We start from the raw sequence: 15,467 nt of genomic DNA, 5'->3' as shown, positions 1-15,467 counted from the left end.
GCCCGCTCTGCGTATCCCAGTCGGGCTCGGTATACCAGACCGGCAGTACAGGCGAACGGATGCTTACATACAGCCGAACTCCGCCTTCCGGTTACCTCCGGTCTCCCGTTGAGCAGTTCGTAGCGTTCTTCGACCGTGGTCGATCGGTTAGGTGCGTGTCCGCTCAGTTCTGACCGGAGTACGCACATCTTCATCACAACTGCGATACGAGATTCCGCAATCACCTCGGCCACTTGAACCGGAATGTCATGCTCAGCACCCTCAGTTCTGATCCGTACGCCTTGGGGGACACATGTCAGAGATAGGTAGTTCAGTCGCACACAGGCGCTTCGCGTTAGTCGCCGGAGCGGCAGTCATGGCTCTGGGGGCCGTGGGCTGCGGGGGCGACAACCCGGGGGCGGCGAAACCCCTCTCCGCCACGACCACTTCCGCGGCGCCCACGCCGTCCGTGCAGGCGGCCCTCGGTCTCGTCGACGATCAGGAGAGCGCCGACGCGGGGAAGGCGATCGAGGTGAAGGTGCTGGGCAACGACAGCGTCACCCTCAAGGACGGCAGGACCGGGAACGTTGAAACCGCCCTGACCGCAGGGCAGTTCACCGTCTCGGTGGCCACCGCGCCCGCGCACGGGAGCGCCACGGTCGACGGGAACACCATCACGTACACCTCCACTCCCGGCTACGGCGGCGACGACGAGTTCTCCTACCGCGTCGACGTGGCCGGGCAGAGCCTGACCGGAACCGCCGTCGTGCGGATCACCGTGGCCAAGCCCACGCCGACGCCCACGCCCAAGCCCCCGAAGCCCGCGGTCTCGTACGCCAATTGCGATGCCGTACGGGCCGCCGGCGCCGATCCCATTCACGAGGGGGAGCCGGGCTACGGGCCGCATCTCGACCGGGACGGGGACGGGGTCGGCTGCGAGTCCTGGAGCGGAGGCAGCGGGGGAAGCGGAGGTTCCACCGGCGGGAGCACCGGGGGCAGCACCGGCGGTGGCGGCGGGAGTACGTACTACGACAACTGCGCCGCCGTACGCGCCGCAGGCGCCGCGCCCATCCATGCCGGGGAGCCCGGGTACGGGCGGCACCTCGACCGCGACGGTGACGGCGTCGGCTGCGAGTGAGCTGAACGCGTGGACCCTGCCGTACGTACTCCTCAGCACCTCCCCCGGGTCGCTGGGCGCGTGGCCGTACGGCAGGGATCGGTCACGCGCCCAGCGCGTGAGCCACGGTGTAGATCAGCAGCCCGGCCAGCGCGCCGACGACCGTGCCGTTGATCCGGATGAACTGCAGGTCGCGGCCGATGTGCGCCTCGATCTTGCGCGAGGTGTGCTCGGCGTCCCAGCCGGCGACGGTGTCCGAGATCAGTGAGGTGATCTCGGCGCGGTACGTGGTCACGACGTACACCGCAGCGTCCTCCATCCAGCCGTCCAGCTTCGACTGCAGACGGCCGTCCGTCGCGAGCCGCGCGCCCAGCGACAGCAGCGAGGCGCGGGCGCGCAGCCGCAGCTCGCTGCGGTCGTCCTCGGCCGCCGAGATGATCATGGTGCGTACGGAGGACCAGGCCGACGCGATCACGTCCTGCACCTCCGAACGCGACAGCAGATCCGACTTCATCCGCTCCACCCGGGCCCGCGTGTCCGTGTCCGACTGGAGGTCCGCCGCGAAATCGGTCAGGAAGCGGTCGATCGCGCCGCGGGCGGGGTGGGCGGGCATGTCCCGCATCTCCGTGACGAAGCGCAGCAGTTCCTTGTAGACCCGCTCGCCGACCTTCCGGTCCACGAAACGCGGGGTCCAACCCGGCGCCCCGCCCTCGACCGCGTCCATCACCGAGTCCGAGTGGAGGACCAGCCAGTCGTGGGCGCGGGCGCAGATCAGGTCGACGGCGCGGTGGTGGGCGCCGTCGGCGACGACCTTCTCCAGGGTCTTGCCGATGCCGGGGGCGACCTCCGCGCTGTCGGCGCGGCGGGTGATCGCCTCGCCGACGACGGCCTGGACGTCGGAGTCGCGCAGAATAGTGAGCGCACCGCGCAGTGCGGTGGACAGCTCGGCCGTGACCCGGTCGGCGTGGGCGGGCTCCGCCAGCCAGGCTCCGAAGCGGCGCCCGATGCCGAGCGCGTGCAGGCGCTCCCGTACGACGCCCGCGGAGAGGAAGTTCTCGCCGACGAAGGATCCCAGCGTGGTACCGAGCTGGTCCTTCTTGTTCGGGATGATCGCGGTGTGCGGGATGGGCAGGCCCAGCGGATACCGGAAGAGCGCGGTGACCGCGAACCAGTCGGCCATGGCGCCGACCATGCCCGCCTCGGCCGCGGCGGCGACGTAACCGGCCCAGGGGCCCGCGCCGGAGTTCTTCGCCCAGGTGGCGAGGGCGAAGATCAGCGCGACGAACACGAGCGCGCCGGTCGCCGTGGTCTTCATCCGGCGCACGCCGCGCATCTTCTCCGCGTCGGCAGCGGTGTACGCGAAGGAGGGGAGCGGCGTGCGGGGGCGGGGGCGGTCCTGGCCGGGCCGGTCCTGGCCGGGCTCGCCGCCTTCGATCGCCTTCGGTTCCGTACGTTCCCGATCTGTACGTTCCGGCTCTGTGCGTTCCATACGCTCCACCCGTCCGCGCGCGCCCCGTACGCAATGTCCCTACCTCAGGTACTCCCGGGACGCACTTCGAGTTCCCGCGACATGTCCCATGATGTGCTCATGCACAAGCGACGCGGGTATGCGAGCCTCGCCGCCCTCACCGCCGTGGTCCTCCTGATCAGCGGCGCGATATACGTCGGCGTCGGAGCCCTGAAGGGCCGTGCCGCCGCCGGGACGCCGGCCGCCCGGGCCGCGGTCTGGGTCGGGACATGGTCGGCGCCGCCCGTCGAGGCGGAGCCGGGCGGCGGCCAGGGGGAGCGCGGGGTCCGCTCCGTACGCAATGTGGTGCACACCAGCATCGGCGGGACCGCCGCCCGCCTCACCCTCTCCAACCTCCTGGGGCGCCGGCCGCTCACCGTCGCGCAGGTCTCGCTCGCCCTGCGGGCGGGCAGTGGTCCGAACGCCGTGCCCGGCAGCCTGCGCCAGGTGACCTTCCACGGCCTGCGCGGGGTCACCGTCGCGCCCGGCGGTCAGTCCGTCAGCGATCCCGTCGTGCTGGAGATCCCGTACGACGGGGACCTCCTCGTCAGCGTCGCCACGCCCGGCGGGCCCGTCACCATCCATCCGCGGGCGCGGCAGACCTCGTACGTCGCGGACGGCGACCGTACGCGGGACGTCGGCGGTCAGGCGTACACCTCGCGGATCCGCGCGTGGCAGCACGTCACCGCGGTCGACGTGCTGACCCGGGAGGCGGACGGCGCGGTCGTCGCGATCGGCGACTCGATCACCGACGGGACCACCGCGACGGCCGACGCGAACCGGCGCTGGCCCGACGTCCTCGCCGACCGGCTGGGCCGGCGGGGCGCGCCCCGCTACGGCGTGCTCAACGCCGGTATCAGCGGCAACCGCCTTCTCGAAGGGGGCCGCGGTCCCAGTGCGCTCGCCCGCTTCGACCGCGATGTGCTCGCGCGGCCGGGGGTGAAGACGGTGATCGTCGCGATCGGCATCAACGACCTGCTGCGCGCGCCGCGCACTGCAAGGGCCGACCGGATCACGGCGGGGCTCGCCGAACTCACGCGCCGGGCGCATGCGCGGGGGCTGAAGGTCATCGGGGCGACGCTGCTGCCGTGCGGTGGGTACCGGGGGTGTACGCACTCGGTCCAGGCCGTACGGGAGGAGGTCAACGCGGTCGTGCGTGGGGGTGGGGTCTTCGACGGGGTCGTGGACTTCGACCGGGTGCTGCGGGATCCGTACGCGCGGGGGCGGCTGCGGGCCGTGTACGACAGCGGGGATCATGTGCATCCGAGCGATGCGGGGTATGCGCGGATGGGCGGGGCGGTGGATGTGGCGGGGCTGTGACGGGCGCCTCGCGGTGCGTCTGGTCGGGGTGCAGCTCTGGCTCGGGCGGTCCCGTGCACCGGGGGTTTCTCCCCCACCCCGCCCCTTCCCGTAACTGGGGCTCCGCCCCAGACCCCGCACGTCAACGCCCGCGGGGCGTTTTCAGGGGCTCCGCCCCCGGACCCCCGCGCCTCAATCGCCGGCGGGGCTGAATTTCGCCTCCGGTGCCGCGCCTGAAACGCCAGCCGGGCTGACGCCCCTCGACCACGCGTCAAACGCCCCGGGGCGGAAAACGCTCAGCCGAGCTCCTTGCGGTCGCCCTTCTCGTCCTTCTCCAGGCGCGCCCGCTTTTCCTCTTCCCGTTCCGCCTTGAGGCGCTGCTTCTCCGCCTTCGTGCGCTTGCGCTCGACCCCCACGCCGCCCATCAGCGCGAAGCCCGAGATGACCACGCGGGGCGCCGACGGGTCCGGGTTGCCCTCGCCCTGTTCACCGAAGCCGCCCATGAAGCCGATGCCGTTGACCTCGACGTTCAGGTCGGGCGGTACGACGATGCTGACCCCGCCCATGATCGCGAAGCAGCGGATCACGGTCACCCGGTCCTCGAAACGGGCCTCGCGCAGATCGAGTTCGCCGCCGCCCATCATCGCGAAGCCGGTGAACTTCCGGGCCACCGTCCAGGTGCCCTTGCGCCCGAAGCCGCCCCAGAAGGCGAAAGCGCCCTTCGAGGTCGGCGGGCCGCCCACGCGCTGGGCCCAGTTGCCCGAACCGGTGGCCGCCAACGGTGCGGCCGGGGTCGTGCCCGTCAGCGGGAGGTCGCTGACCAGGGGTTCCAGCTCGCCGTGCGTACGAGCCTTGTAGGTCGCGTCCAGGCGCTGCCCGAACTCCTCCATGTCGAGCCTGCCCTCCGCCACCGCCTCTCGCAGCCGCTCGGCAATCCGCTCACGCTCGGCGTCGGAGGCGCGCATCTCCGGGAGTTCGCTCATGCGGGAAGAATATCCAGCACCGGGCCCCGGACGCAGCGCAGGGGCTACAGCTTGGAGCGCTCCGCGTACATCTTGGCGATCACTGCCTCGATGTCCGGCTCCCGTACCGACAGATCCACCAGCGGATACTTGTCGGCGAGCGCGGCCACCAGCGGGGCCGCGGACTGGGACGCGGGGAACGCGAGCCACTGCCGCGGGCCCTCGATCTTCACCGTACGGGCCAAGTCCATGACGATCGGCGGCAGTTCGCGCTCCAGGTCCACCACCAGCGTGCGCTCGCTCTCCCCCACCTCGTGGAGACCGGCGAGCGCCCCGTCATACATCAGCCGCCCGTGGTCGATGACCATCACCCGCTTGCACAGCTGCTCGATGTCGGTGAGGTCGTGCGTCGTGAGCAGCACCGTCGTCTGCCGCTCGGCGTTGAGGTCGCGCAGGAAGTCCCGGACCTTCGCCTTGGAGATCACGTCGAGCCCGATGGTCGGCTCGTCCAGATACAGCACCTCGGGGTCGTGCAGCAGCGCCGCCGCGATGTCGCCGCGCATCCGCTGGCCGAGCGAGAGCTGCCGTACGGGCACGTCCAACAGCTCGGCCAGGTCGAGGAGTTCGACGCAGCGGTCGAGGTTCTCGCGGAAGCGCTTGTCAGGGATCCGGTACATCCGGTGCACCAGGCGGTACGAGTCCTTCAGCGGCAGGTCCCACCACAGGGTCGTGCGCTGCCCGAAGACCACGCCGATCCGCTGGGCGAGGCGTGTGCGCTCGCGGGACGGGTCGATGCCGGCGACCCGCAGCCGCCCGCCGCTGGGGGTCAGGATGCCCGTCAGCATCTTGATGGTGGTGGACTTTCCGGCGCCGTTGGGGCCGATGTAGCCGACCATCTCGCCGCGCGGCACGCGGAAGCTGATCCCGTCGACCGCGCGCACCTGATGCTTCTCGCGCCGCAGCCTGCCCGCCTTGCGGCGTACGTCGAAGACCTTCTCGACGCCGTCCAGCTCGATGAAGTCCATGCGCTCTCAGCTCCCCGTGCTGCGGTACGAACGAAGGGCCGTCCGCCATGCGACTGCGGCGAGCAGACAGCAGGCCGCGGCGACGAACGGTGACAGGAAGGCCGTCCAGCCCGGCACACCGGCCGGAGCGTCGCGCCCCAGGACGTAGAGCGCGGGCAGCCAGTTCACGAAGGCCAGCGGTACGACATAGACGACCCCGCGCACCAGGTCCTGCGCGAATATAGTCGGCGGGTACTGCAGCAGCGTATTGCCGCCGTACGTAAAGGAGTTGGTGACCTCCGACGCGTCCTGCGCCCAGAACTGGAAGGACGCACCCGCCACCATCACCGCCGAGAAGATCAGCGAGCCGCAGACCACCATCAGCGGCAGCATCGCCACCTTCACGGCCGTCCACTCCACGTCGACGACCACCAGCGACCAGATCAGCACGAGGAGACCCTGGCTGATCCGTCCGAGGCGGCGCAGAGCGAACCGGTCCGCCGCCACCTGTGCCAGCACCGGCACCGGCCGTACGAGGAGCGTGTCGAGCGTCCCGTCCCGCACCCGCCGCCCCAGCCTGTTGACCTGCCCCATCGCCAGGTCCGCGAGCCCGAAGGCGGTGCCGGAGGTGCCGTACAGGAAGGCCACCTCGGCGAAGGAGAAGCCGCCCAGGCCGTCCACCTGGCTGAACATCAGCACGATGACCACAAAGTCGAAAATCGTCGCGGTGAAGTTGGAGAAAAGGCTCATCGCGAAGGAGAAGCGGTACGTCATCGTGGAGCGCATCCACATCGCCGCGATCATCCGGTACGTACGCCAGGACTCACCCACCCTGCACCACCACCCTCCGGGTGGCCGAGGACTGAACGAGGCGCCCCGCGGCCAGCAGGACGACCGCCCAGCCGAGCTGGAACGCGTACGCCTGCACCAGCCCCCACCCCGTGCGCTTCTCCAGGAAGACATCCGCCGGGACCTGGAGCATCGACGCCCAGGGCAGCGCCCGCGCGACCTCGCCCAGCGCGCCGGGGAAGACGGTCAGCGGCAGCAGCATCCCGGAGAAGAACATGCCCGCAAGCCATGCGATGTGGGCCGTACCGGCGCCGTCCATCATCCAGAACGCGCTCAGCGCCACCAGGTACCAGACCGCGAAGCTGACGGTCACCCCCAGCACCACCGACAGCAGAAAGGCAGGCCAGGTGAGCGGACTGGACGGCAGCGCGAGGTCGAAGGCGAGCGCGCCGACGATCATCGGCACCACGCCGCGCCCGAGCAGATGGAAGGCGGCGCGCCCCAAGTTGGCCGAGAACCACCACAGTTGGAGGTCGACGGGCCGGTAGAGGTCGATGGCGATGTCGCCCGTCTTGATCCGCTCGATCAGCTCGTCCTCGAAGCCGCCGCCCATCAGCCCCGCGGTGGCCAGCAGCGCCTGGCCGATCCACACATAGGTGAGCGCCTCGGGCATGTCGTAACCACCCAGGTGGGGCCGCTCGTCCCAGAGGGCCTGATAGGTGTACGCCAGGATGAAGCCGAAGACGGTATTGGTGAACACCCCCGCCGCCGTGGCCATCCGGTAGGTCGCATGGCGCCGGAAGCCGCCCGCCGCAACGGCCGCGTACAGCCGCACCTGGACTCCCTCCGCCTGAAGGCACCAAAGCGCACGACCCTAGCCCAGCGCCGTGGCAGCCGCGACGGCTTTTGCGCCGGGAGTCCGGGCTGCGATGGATAACCCACCCAAAAGGGCAGTATGGGCTTATGAGTGACGAGCCGCAGCAGCAGGGCTGGACACCCCGTGACGCGACCGTCGCCGGACCGGGTCCCGGTCCCGCGCCGGAGAAGAAGGGCTCCAAGACCCGGCCCGGGCGCACCGGCTGGCGCCGCGTCATCCCCACCTGGCGGATGGTGCTCGGCGCGGTCCTGCTCGTCGCCCTGCTGCTGATCGGCGGCTTCCTGGCCGGCTACATGCTCGTCGACATCCCGCCCGCCAATGCCGCGGCCACGGCCCAGTCCAATGTGTATCTCTACAAGGACGGCACGCAGATCGTCCGCGACGGCGAGGTCAACCGCGAGAACGTGAGCCTCGCGCAGGTCCCGCTGACCGCGCAGCGGGCCGTACTGGCCGCCGAGGACCGGGACTTCTACTCCGAGCGCGCCGTCGACCCCAAGGCGATGGTCCGCGCCGCCTGGAACACCCTGACCGGCAAGGGCAGGCAGTCCGGCTCCACCATCACCCAGCAGTACGTCAAGAACTACTACCTGGGCCAGGAGCAGACGATCTCGCGGAAGTGGAAGGAGTTCTTCATCGCGATCAAGCTGGGACGCGAGGAGAGCAAGGGCGGCATCCTCGAGGGCTATCTCAACACCAGCTACTTCGGGCGCAACGCCTACGGCATCCAGGCAGCCGCCCAGGCGTACTACGGCAAGGACATCGCGGACATCGACACGGCTCAGGGCGCCTATCTCGCCTCTCTGCTCAACGCCCCGAGCGTGTACGACGTCGCCACGCATCCGGAGAACCGGGCCGCCGCGCTCGCCCGCTGGAACTACACCCTCGACGGCATGGTCAAGAAGAAGTGGCTCAGCCCCGCCGAGCGCGCGGCCATGAAGTTCCCGGTGCCGCAGACGGCGAAGCCCGCGACCGGGCTTTCGGGCCAGCGCGGCTATATCGTCCAGGCCGTCGAGGACTACCTCACCAACAACAAGATCATCGACGAGAACACCCTGGCCACCGGCGGCTACCGGATCACCACCACGCTGGAGCGCGGCAAGCAGAGGGCCTTCAAGGAGGCGGTCGACGACCAGGTGATGTCCAAACTCGACCCGGACCGCGAGGCCGACCGCAATGTCCGGGTCGGCGGCGCCTCCATCGACCCGGCCAACGGCAAGGTCCTCGCCATGTACGGCGGCATCGACTACACCAAGCAGTACGTCAACAACGCGACCCGCCGCGACTACCAAGTCGGCTCCACCTTCAAGCCGTTCGTCTTCGCCTCCGCCGTCGAGCACGACTCCCAGACCCAGGACGGCGGGCGCATCACCCCCAACACGGCTTATGACGGCACCAACAGGCGCCCCGTCCAGGGATGGAGCGGAAAGCCGTACGCCCCCGCCAACGAGGACGACGTCTCGTACGGCCCCATCACCGTCCGCACCGCCACCGACAGGTCCGTCAACGCGGTGTATGCGCAGATGGCCATGGACGTCGGGCCCGCCAGGGTCAGGAAGACGGCGGTCGCCCTGGGGATCCCCGCGAGCACACCGGACCTGAACGCCTCGCCCTCCATCGCCCTCGGTCCCGCGACCGCGAGCGTCCTCGACATGACCGAGGCGTACGCGACGCTCGCCAACCACGGCAGGCACGGCACGTACACCTTGGTCGAGAAGGTCACCAAGGACGGCGTCGACGTCCAGCTGCCCAAGGGGGAACCCGAACAGGCCGTCAGCCGGGAGGCCGCCGACACGACGACCTCGATCCTGCAGAGCGTCGTCGACGGCGGCACCGGCACCGAGGCCCAGTCCGCGGGCCGCCCGGCCGCCGGCAAGACCGGCACGGCGGAGGAGGACCAGGCGGCCTGGTTCGCGGGCTACACCCCGGACCTGGCGACGGTGGTCGCGGTGATGGGCCAGGACCCGGCCACCGGGGCGCACAAGCCGCTGTACGGGGCGCTGGGTCTGCCGCGGATCAACGGCGGCGGGGCGCCGGCGAAGATCTGGGGCCAGTTCACCGGGCTCGCGCTGGAGGACTCCGGCATCGAGGAGTTCGACCTGGAACTGCAGGAAGGCGCGGAGCAGGTCGAGCCCCCGCTGGAGCAGGAGCCCCCGGCCGAACCCTCGCAGGCGCCTGGCACCAGCCTGCCAAGCCTGCCCCCCGGCGACTCGCAGGGCCAGGACCAGGGCCAGACGCAGGGGCAGAACCAGGGACAGACCGACGGCGGCACGGACGGCGGTGGCACGGACGACGGCGGCACCACGACCGGCGGGCAGACGGACGGCGGGACCGTGGACGGAGGAACCACTGACGGGGGCACGGCCACCGGAGGGACGACGGAAGGGGGCACGACGACCGGCGGAATCATCGGCGGGACCGACACCGGCGGCGGGACGTCGGACGAGGGCGGAGGCGGGGGCGGGCGCGAGGGCAGAAAACCCGCGACCGGCCGTCAGTGACCCGAGGTCGCCTTGAGGCCGACCACCGCGACCAGCAGCAGACAGACGAAGAAGATCCGGGCCGCGGTCGCGGGCTCGTTCAGCGCGACCATGCCGACCACGGCGGCACCCGCCGCGCCGATGCCGACCCAGACGCCGTACGCCGTGCCGATCGGCAGGCTCCTGGCGGCGTGCGACAGCAGCATCATGCTGACGACGATCCCGAGACCGGTGAACACGCTCGGCCACAGCCGGGTGAACCCCTCGGTGAACTTCATTCCGATCGACCAGCCGACCTCGAGCAGACCGGCGACAGCAAGCAGAACCCAGGCCATGACAGCACCTCCGAGACGCGGAACTTCGGGCGGTGCGTCGTCTTTGCGGCAACCCGGTACGGCGCGTCTCGTCGGGTGCTTCCACGGTAGCAAAGTCAGACAGAAGGGCTGGTGACCTGCGCCACCAGCCCTGCGCGGCAGGTACGGAGCCGCTTAGAGATACAGCCCTGTGGAGTCCTCGGAGCCCTGGAAACGGTCCGCGGCGACGGCATGCAGATCGCGCTCGCGCATCAGCACGTACGCGACGCCCCGCACCTCGACCTCGGCGCGGTCCTCGGGGTCGTACAGCACCCGGTCACCCGGCTCCACGGTGCGGACGTTCTGCCCGACGGCGACCACCTCGGCCCAGGCCAGGCGCCGGCCGACCGCCGCGGTCGCCGGAATGACGATGCCGCCGCTGGAACGCCGCTCCCCCTCCGGAATGTCTGTCCTGACCAGCACGCGGTCGTGCAGCATCCGGATCGGCAGCTTGTCATGGGTGGTGCTGGGGTCATGGCTCTTGGCGCTCACGAGTCGAACCTACCTGCCCGGAAGCGTTCCGTACGCCCGAGGGTCACCCCCGCCGCCTTCTCGCCGACACCGCGAGCAGCCCCACGATTCCCACGGCCACCAGTGCCACCGGCACCAGTCGCTCCAGCCGCGGGGCCCCGTCCTCGTTGACGAACTGCGCCTTGATGTCGGTGACCGTACGGTTCACCGCGACGACGGCGCGGCCCGCCGTCTGGTCCACGGTCGATGCAACCCTGGCCCTGGCATCGCCGATGACCGTCTTCGGGTGCACCCGCACGCCGATCTCGTCGAGCATCTCGGCGAGCTGCTCGCGCCTGCGGACGATGTCCGCCTCGATCTGCGCAGGGGTCCTGGCATCCGGCACCGCGCTGCCTCCGTCGTCGTTTCCGTTGGTCCGTCATCGACAGTCTGTCAGCTCGGCTGCTCCCGCACCCCACGGCACCCCTATTACGCTCGACGGCGTACACCCTCACCTCACCCCCAGCACGTCTTGCGAGGAGAACCATGAGCGAGCGACTCCAGCCCGGCGACACCGCCCCCGACTTCACGCTGCCCGACGCGGACGGCAACGAGGTCTCGCTCGCGGACCACAAGGGCCGCAAGGTCATCGTCTACTTCTACCCCGCCGCCCTGACCCCCGGCTGCACCAAGCAGGCGTGCGATTTCACGGACAACCTTGAACTGCTGGCGGGCGCGGGCTACGACGTGATCGGCGTGTCGCCGGACAAGCCGGAGAAGCTGGCGAAGTTCCGTGAGAAGGAGTCCCTGAAGGTCACGCTGGTCGGCGACCCGTCCAAGGAGACGCTGGAGGCGTACGGCGCCTTCGGCGAGAAGAAGCTGTACGGCAAGACGGTGACCGGTGTCATCCGGTCGACGGTGATCGTCGACGAGGAGGGCAAGGTCGAGCGCGCCCTGTACAACGTCAAGGCGACCGGCCATGTCGCCAAGATCATCAAGGACCTCGGCATCTAGGCCTCCCGGCTCCCCGAACGGCTCGCACCGATGGGCGGTGCGGGCCGTTCCGCATTTCGGAGGTGACCATCCGATAAGCGGTTCGTTACTCAGTGCGAGGTCGTGAACACGCGACCGGATACGGAGGGGAACCATGCGGGTCCGGTACACCCGAGAGCTGCTCGAAGAGGCAGCCCACGAGACGACGAACTTCGACGACGCAGTGCGCTGGTGCGGTGGTAAGCCGACACCGGGCAGCAGGCGCTACCTCCGCGCCAAGATGGCGGAGGCAGGCATAGACACCGCCCACTTCACGTCGACCTGAGTGCGGCACACCGAGGAGAAGCTGCGCGAGTTGGTCGCCTGTTCCACTAGCGTGGCCGAAGTCGTGCGCCGACTGGGCATCAGCCCCGTGGGTGGCAACCACGCTCACATCGGCCGCCGCATTGCCGCGCTGGGGATCAGCACCTCACACTTTCCTGCGCGCACCCCGGGGCCGACCGAAGGGGTCACTGGGGAACCGACTCGTCCTGGGCTCACCATCGGACGGCAGGGTTCCAGGCGAACGCCTGCGTCGCGAACTGCTGCGGACCGGCGTACCGGAGTCGTGCGCCATGTGCGGCAACGAGGCGATGTGGAATGGCAAACCGCTCCGCCTCGAAGTCGACCACATCAACGGCGATTGGTGGGACAACCGGCCGGAGAACCTCCGACTACTCTGCCCCAACTGTCATGCAGTGACCGACACTTACCGCGGTCGCAAGCGGAGGGAACGGGCATGAGCTCCCCGACGTACACCCGCGACCTGCTCGCCCGCACTGCGGCCGTGTCCACGAGCCTGGTCGACCTGATGCGCAAAGTGGGCGCGCCGCTGGGAAGCGGCCCGCGCTGCTATCTGAACAAACGACTCAAGCAGTACGGCATCGACACTTCGCATTTCCACGAGGAGGCGCTACCCGAGCGAGCCCGCCGCTCATACTCCAAGGACCTCCTGGCGGATGCCGCCGCCCATTCGCACAGCATCCGCGAGATGATCGAGTACATGAGCTTGTCCCCGAGCGACTGCCCGTACGGGCACATTCGGAAAAAGCTCGATGTCTTCGGCATCCACACGTCGCATTTCCTCAGCGGGCGCAGATACGGGCCTGGAATCCTGCCCCGGGACGCGCTCACGTCCGCTGTGGCCTCCTCGCGGAGCCTCGCGGGGGTGCTCAAGAAGCTGGGTATCACCGACAACGGAGCCGGTCGCGCTCGCGTGAAGCGCAGTCTGAACGCTCACCATATTTCGTCCGACCACTTCGTGGGCCAAGGCCACTACCGCGGCGTCCCTGCCAAGAACCGCAGGTCCGCAGCCGAAATCCTGGTACGGCTGGAGCCTGGCTCCGCCCGCACGAAGACAGCGCATCTGAGGCGCGCACTCGACGATCTCGGTGTCCCGCACGTCTGCGACGAATGCGGGGTGGGCGACACATGGCAGGGGAAGCAACTCGTCCTGGAGATCGACCACATCAACGGCGATCGGCTCGACAACCGGTTGGAAAACCTGCGCTTCCTCTGCCCGTCGTGCCACAGCCAGACAAGATCCTTCTCGAACCCTCGCAGCGAGGCACAGTACAGTGGGCGCCGCGGGTCCGTACCCCAGCTGGCCAAGAGGGCGCCGGTTTAGGTCCGGTGTGTCGTGGGTTCGAGTCCCACCGGGCCCACAGCGAAGGGCGCGGCACCGCATTGGTACCGCGCCCTTCGGCGTGCATCAGCCCAAGAGCTCCCGCACCACCGGGACCAGCGCGCGAAATGCCTGTCCCCGGTGGCTGATCGCGTTCTTCTCCTCGGGGGTCAGTTCCGCACAGGTGCGCGTGTCGCCCTCCGGCTGCAGGATCGGGTCGTAGCCGAAGCCGCCCGAGCCCTCGGGGGCGTAGCGCAGGGTGCCGCGCAGGCGGCCCTCGACGACGCGCTCCGTACCGTCGGGCAGGGCGAGCGCCGCCGCGCAGGCGAAGTGGGCGCCGCGGTGGAGTTCGTCGATGTCGGAGAGCTGGTCCAGGAGCAGGGTGAGGTTTGCCCGGTCGTCGCCGTGGCGGCCGGCCCAGCGGGCGGAGAAGATGCCGGGCGCGCCGCCGAGGACGTCGACGCAGAGGCCGGAGTCGTCGGCGACGGCCGCGAAGCCGGTGGCCTGGGCGAGGGTGTGCGCCTTGAGCAGAGCGTTCTCGACGAAGGTGACGCCGGTTTCCTTGACGTCGGGGATGTCGGGATAGGCATCCGCGCCGACGAGTTCGTGGGTGAGGCCCGCGTCGGCGAGGATGGCCTTCAGTTCGGTGATTTTCCCGGTGTTGCGAGTGGCGAGGATCAGTCGGGTCATGCTCCTGATTATCCGGGCTCGGGGACCCTTTATCAGGACGTGCAGACCTTGCCGATCTCTCCCGCCGCGTCGGTGATGGGCTTGATGTCGGGGGTGCTGTCGCCGTTCTCGATCGACTTGCGGACGTTGTCGACGCCCGCGTTGAGATTGTCGACGGCCTTGCTGAGGTCGGCGTTGTCGGTCTTGTCGCTGAGGTTCTTCAGTTCCCGGTCGATGTCGTCGAGCGCTTCCTTGGCCTGCGTCGGGTCGTCGGCCGCGGTCGAGACTGCCTGCTGGAGCTTGTCGACGCTGGTGGCGATGGCGTCGGCGGTCTCGACGCAGTCGAGTGCCTTGTCGATGGCGCTGCAGCCGACCGTGATCGGTACGAGCAGTGCGGCTGTGGCGAGCGTGATTGCTATACGGCGGCGCGCAGGCATGGAACGGTCCTCCCGGATACGGACGGGCGCACGGTTCGGCCCGTGCGCCCGTAGTTCTGATGACGCCCGGTGGAGCGTACTTGGTTGCTTCTTTACCCTTCGAGTGCCCGCTCGAGGGCATCGCGCTGGAGCGCGGCGAGGTCGGCGCAGCCGCCGGTCGCCAGGTCCAGAAGCGCGTTGAGCTCCTTGCGGTCGAAGGGCTCGGCCTCGGCGGTGCCCTGCACCTCGACGAAGCGGCCGTCGCCGGTGCAGACGACGTTCATGTCGGTCTCGGCGCGTACGTCTTCCTCGTAGCAGAGGTCGAGCAGCGCAGCGCCGTCGACGATGCCGACGCTGACGGCGGCGACGGTGCCGGTGAGCGGCCGGCGGCCGGCCTTGACGAGCTTCTTGCGCTGGGCCCAGGCGACGGCGTCGGCCAGCGCGACATAGGCGCCGGTGATCGCGGCGGTTCGGGTGCCGCCGTCGGCCTGCAGCACGTCGCAGTCCAGGACGATGGTGTTCTCGCCGAGGGCCTTGTAGTCGATGACGGCGCGCAGCGAGCGGCCGATGAGGCGGGAGATCTCGTGCGTACGTCCGCCGATCTTGCCGCGTACGGATTCGCGGTCGCCGCGGGTGTTGGTGGAGCGCGGCAGCATGGAGTACTCGGCGGTGACCCAGCCTTCGCCGCTGCCCTTGCGCCAGCGCGGGACGCCTTCGGTGACCGAGGCGGTGCAGAAGACCTTGGTGTCGCCGAAGGCGATGAGGACGGAGCCCTCGGCGTGCTTGCTCCATCCGCGTTCGATGGTGACCGGGCGGAGCTGTTCGGGGGTGCGGCCGTCGATTCGAGACATGGCGTCGAGCCTAGCGGCCTGAACTGGGGTGGGGACTCCGCCCCTGACGGACCGGCGGGGG

General features: G+C 69.7%; 16 protein-coding genes, 1 tRNA gene, 1 pseudogene and 1 riboswitch. Of the genes and pseudogenes, 7 read left to right on the top strand and 11 right to left on the bottom strand.

The annotated features are described in order from the left end of the window. Positions 1–355: 355 nt before the first annotated feature. A complete protein-coding gene (locus OHA61_RS24450) occupies positions 356–1,117 on the top strand; it encodes an excalibur calcium-binding domain-containing protein (protein WP_406304814.1) in 762 nt (253 codons plus the stop codon). 82 nt (positions 1,118–1,199) lie between these two features. Here the strand turns inward: OHA61_RS24450 and OHA61_RS24445 are convergent, their stop codons facing one another. Next, positions 1,200–2,585: a DUF445 domain-containing protein gene (locus OHA61_RS24445; protein WP_406304813.1), complete on the bottom strand. Its 1,386-nt coding sequence runs from the start codon at positions 2,583–2,585 to the stop codon at positions 1,200–1,202. Between the two features lie 99 nt (positions 2,586–2,684). Between OHA61_RS24445 and OHA61_RS24440 the strand changes: the two genes are divergently transcribed. After that, complete coding sequence (locus tag OHA61_RS24440) at positions 2,685–3,923, top strand: SGNH/GDSL hydrolase family protein (RefSeq protein WP_406304812.1); 1,239 nt, start codon at positions 2,685–2,687, stop codon at positions 3,921–3,923. A 275-nt stretch (positions 3,924–4,198) separates the two neighbouring features. Here the strand turns inward: OHA61_RS24440 and OHA61_RS24435 are convergent, their stop codons facing one another. The 4 genes from OHA61_RS24435 to OHA61_RS24420 all read right to left on the bottom strand — a co-directional run bounded on the left by OHA61_RS24435 (position 4,199) and on the right by OHA61_RS24420 (position 7,492). Beyond that, positions 4,199–4,867: a DUF1707 domain-containing protein gene (locus OHA61_RS24435; RefSeq protein ID WP_406307444.1), complete on the bottom strand. Its 669-nt coding sequence runs from the start codon at positions 4,865–4,867 to the stop codon at positions 4,199–4,201. Between the two features lie 62 nt (positions 4,868–4,929). Beyond that, entirely contained in the window at positions 4,930–5,889 is a 960-nt protein-coding gene (locus tag OHA61_RS24430) for an ATP-binding cassette domain-containing protein (protein WP_324978119.1), read from the bottom strand. 6 nt (positions 5,890–5,895) lie between these two features. Further along, positions 5,896–6,672, bottom strand: coding sequence for an ABC transporter permease (locus OHA61_RS24425; RefSeq protein WP_406307443.1), 777 nt, complete (start codon positions 6,670–6,672; stop codon positions 5,896–5,898). Between the two features lie 19 nt (positions 6,673–6,691). After that, entirely contained in the window at positions 6,692–7,492 is an 801-nt protein-coding gene (locus tag OHA61_RS24420; RefSeq protein ID WP_361905478.1) for an ABC-2 family transporter protein, read from the bottom strand. Positions 7,493–7,620: 128 nt separating this feature from the next. Here OHA61_RS24420 and OHA61_RS24415 point away from each other — a divergent pair, with 128 nt between their 5' ends. Further along, positions 7,621–10,032, top strand: coding sequence for a transglycosylase domain-containing protein (locus OHA61_RS24415; protein WP_406304811.1), 2,412 nt, complete (start codon positions 7,621–7,623; stop codon positions 10,030–10,032). Here OHA61_RS24415 and OHA61_RS24410 read toward each other — a convergent pair. The 3 genes from OHA61_RS24410 to OHA61_RS24400 form a co-directional block, all read right to left on the bottom strand. Further along, positions 10,026–10,346 (bottom strand): DMT family transporter, encoded by a 321-nt coding sequence (locus OHA61_RS24410; RefSeq protein ID WP_406304810.1) that lies wholly within the window; start codon positions 10,344–10,346, stop codon positions 10,026–10,028. The two genes, OHA61_RS24415 and OHA61_RS24410, sit on opposite strands and share 7 nt — an antisense overlap. Positions 10,347–10,377: 31 nt before the next feature. Then, positions 10,378–10,442: riboswitch (guanidine-III (ykkC-III) riboswitch) on the bottom strand. 57 nt (positions 10,443–10,499) lie between these two features. Next, complete coding sequence (locus tag OHA61_RS24405) at positions 10,500–10,856, bottom strand: co-chaperone GroES (RefSeq protein ID WP_324978127.1); 357 nt, start codon at positions 10,854–10,856, stop codon at positions 10,500–10,502. 43 nt (positions 10,857–10,899) lie between these two features. Then, positions 10,900–11,220, bottom strand: coding sequence for a DUF3618 domain-containing protein (locus OHA61_RS24400; RefSeq protein ID WP_406304809.1), 321 nt, complete (start codon positions 11,218–11,220; stop codon positions 10,900–10,902). 140 nt (positions 11,221–11,360) lie between these two features. On the opposite strand from OHA61_RS24400, the gene bcp reads away from it, so the two are divergent. The 4 genes and pseudogenes from bcp (at position 11,361) to OHA61_RS24380 (ending at position 13,510) form a co-directional block, all read left to right on the top strand. Further along, the gene (gene bcp / locus OHA61_RS24395; RefSeq protein ID WP_324978129.1) at positions 11,361–11,828 is read left to right on the top strand and encodes a thioredoxin-dependent thiol peroxidase; all 468 of its coding nucleotides are present in this window, start codon (positions 11,361–11,363) and stop codon (positions 11,826–11,828) included. A 133-nt stretch (positions 11,829–11,961) separates the two neighbouring features. Beyond that, a pseudogene (locus OHA61_RS24390) lies at positions 11,962–12,589 on the top strand (HNH endonuclease). Beyond that, positions 12,586–13,473, top strand: a complete 888-nt coding sequence (locus OHA61_RS24385) for an HNH endonuclease (protein WP_406307442.1) — start codon at positions 12,586–12,588, stop codon at positions 13,471–13,473. Before OHA61_RS24390 ends, OHA61_RS24385 begins: the two are co-directional and overlap by 4 nt. Continuing rightward, a tRNA-Leu gene (locus OHA61_RS24380) sits at positions 13,435–13,510 on the top strand. Before OHA61_RS24385 ends, OHA61_RS24380 begins: the two co-directional genes overlap by 39 nt. 47 nt (positions 13,511–13,557) lie before the next feature. Here the strand turns inward: OHA61_RS24380 and rdgB are convergent. The 3 genes from rdgB to rph form a co-directional block, all read right to left on the bottom strand. Continuing rightward, positions 13,558–14,160, bottom strand: a complete 603-nt coding sequence (gene rdgB / locus OHA61_RS24375) for an RdgB/HAM1 family non-canonical purine NTP pyrophosphatase (protein WP_405598220.1) — start codon at positions 14,158–14,160, stop codon at positions 13,558–13,560. 32 nt (positions 14,161–14,192) lie between these two features. After that, a complete protein-coding gene (locus tag OHA61_RS24370) occupies positions 14,193–14,576 on the bottom strand; it encodes a hypothetical protein (protein ID WP_266476034.1) in 384 nt (127 codons plus the stop codon). 92 nt (positions 14,577–14,668) lie between these two features. Then, positions 14,669–15,406 (bottom strand): ribonuclease PH, encoded by a 738-nt coding sequence (gene rph / locus OHA61_RS24365; protein ID WP_406304808.1) that lies wholly within the window; start codon positions 15,404–15,406, stop codon positions 14,669–14,671. Between the last annotated feature and the right edge of the window lie 61 nt (positions 15,407–15,467).

Origin of the sequence: Streptomyces sp. NBC_00885 (assembly GCF_045207475.1) — a bacterium.
In the GTDB taxonomy this organism is placed as follows: domain Bacteria; phylum Actinomycetota; class Actinomycetes; order Streptomycetales; family Streptomycetaceae; genus Streptomyces.
Note: the sequence above shows the minus strand (reverse complement) of the source record. Positions and strands in the feature narration are given on the sequence as shown.

What these genes read in the sequence shown, in the direction of transcription:
- OHA61_RS24450 (WP_406304814.1), top strand. Translation starts at nt 356, where the DNA reads ATGGCTCTGGGGGCCGTGGGCTGCGGGGGCGACAACCCGGGGGCGGCG.
- OHA61_RS24445 (WP_406304813.1), bottom strand. Translation starts at nt 2,585, where the DNA reads ATGGAACGCACAGAGCCGGAACGTACAGATCGGGAACGTACGGAACCG.
- OHA61_RS24440 (WP_406304812.1), top strand. Translation starts at nt 2,685, where the DNA reads ATGCACAAGCGACGCGGGTATGCGAGCCTCGCCGCCCTCACCGCCGTG.
- OHA61_RS24435 (WP_406307444.1), bottom strand. Translation starts at nt 4,867, where the DNA reads ATGCGCGCCTCCGACGCCGAGCGTGAGCGGATTGCCGAGCGGCTGCGA.
- OHA61_RS24430 (WP_324978119.1), bottom strand. Translation starts at nt 5,889, where the DNA reads ATGGACTTCATCGAGCTGGACGGCGTCGAGAAGGTCTTCGACGTACGC.
- OHA61_RS24425 (WP_406307443.1), bottom strand. Translation starts at nt 6,672, where the DNA reads ATGATCGCGGCGATGTGGATGCGCTCCACGATGACGTACCGCTTCTCC.
- OHA61_RS24415 (WP_406304811.1), top strand. Translation starts at nt 7,621, where the DNA reads ATGAGTGACGAGCCGCAGCAGCAGGGCTGGACACCCCGTGACGCGACC.
- OHA61_RS24410 (WP_406304810.1), bottom strand. Translation starts at nt 10,346, where the DNA reads ATGGCCTGGGTTCTGCTTGCTGTCGCCGGTCTGCTCGAGGTCGGCTGG.
- bcp (WP_324978129.1), top strand. Translation starts at nt 11,361, where the DNA reads ATGAGCGAGCGACTCCAGCCCGGCGACACCGCCCCCGACTTCACGCTG.
- OHA61_RS24385 (WP_406307442.1), top strand. Translation starts at nt 12,586, where the DNA reads ATGAGCTCCCCGACGTACACCCGCGACCTGCTCGCCCGCACTGCGGCC.
- rdgB (WP_405598220.1), bottom strand. Translation starts at nt 14,160, where the DNA reads ATGACCCGACTGATCCTCGCCACTCGCAACACCGGGAAAATCACCGAA.
- OHA61_RS24370 (WP_266476034.1), bottom strand. Translation starts at nt 14,576, where the DNA reads ATGCCTGCGCGCCGCCGTATAGCAATCACGCTCGCCACAGCCGCACTG.
- rph (WP_406304808.1), bottom strand. Translation starts at nt 15,406, where the DNA reads ATGTCTCGAATCGACGGCCGCACCCCCGAACAGCTCCGCCCGGTCACC.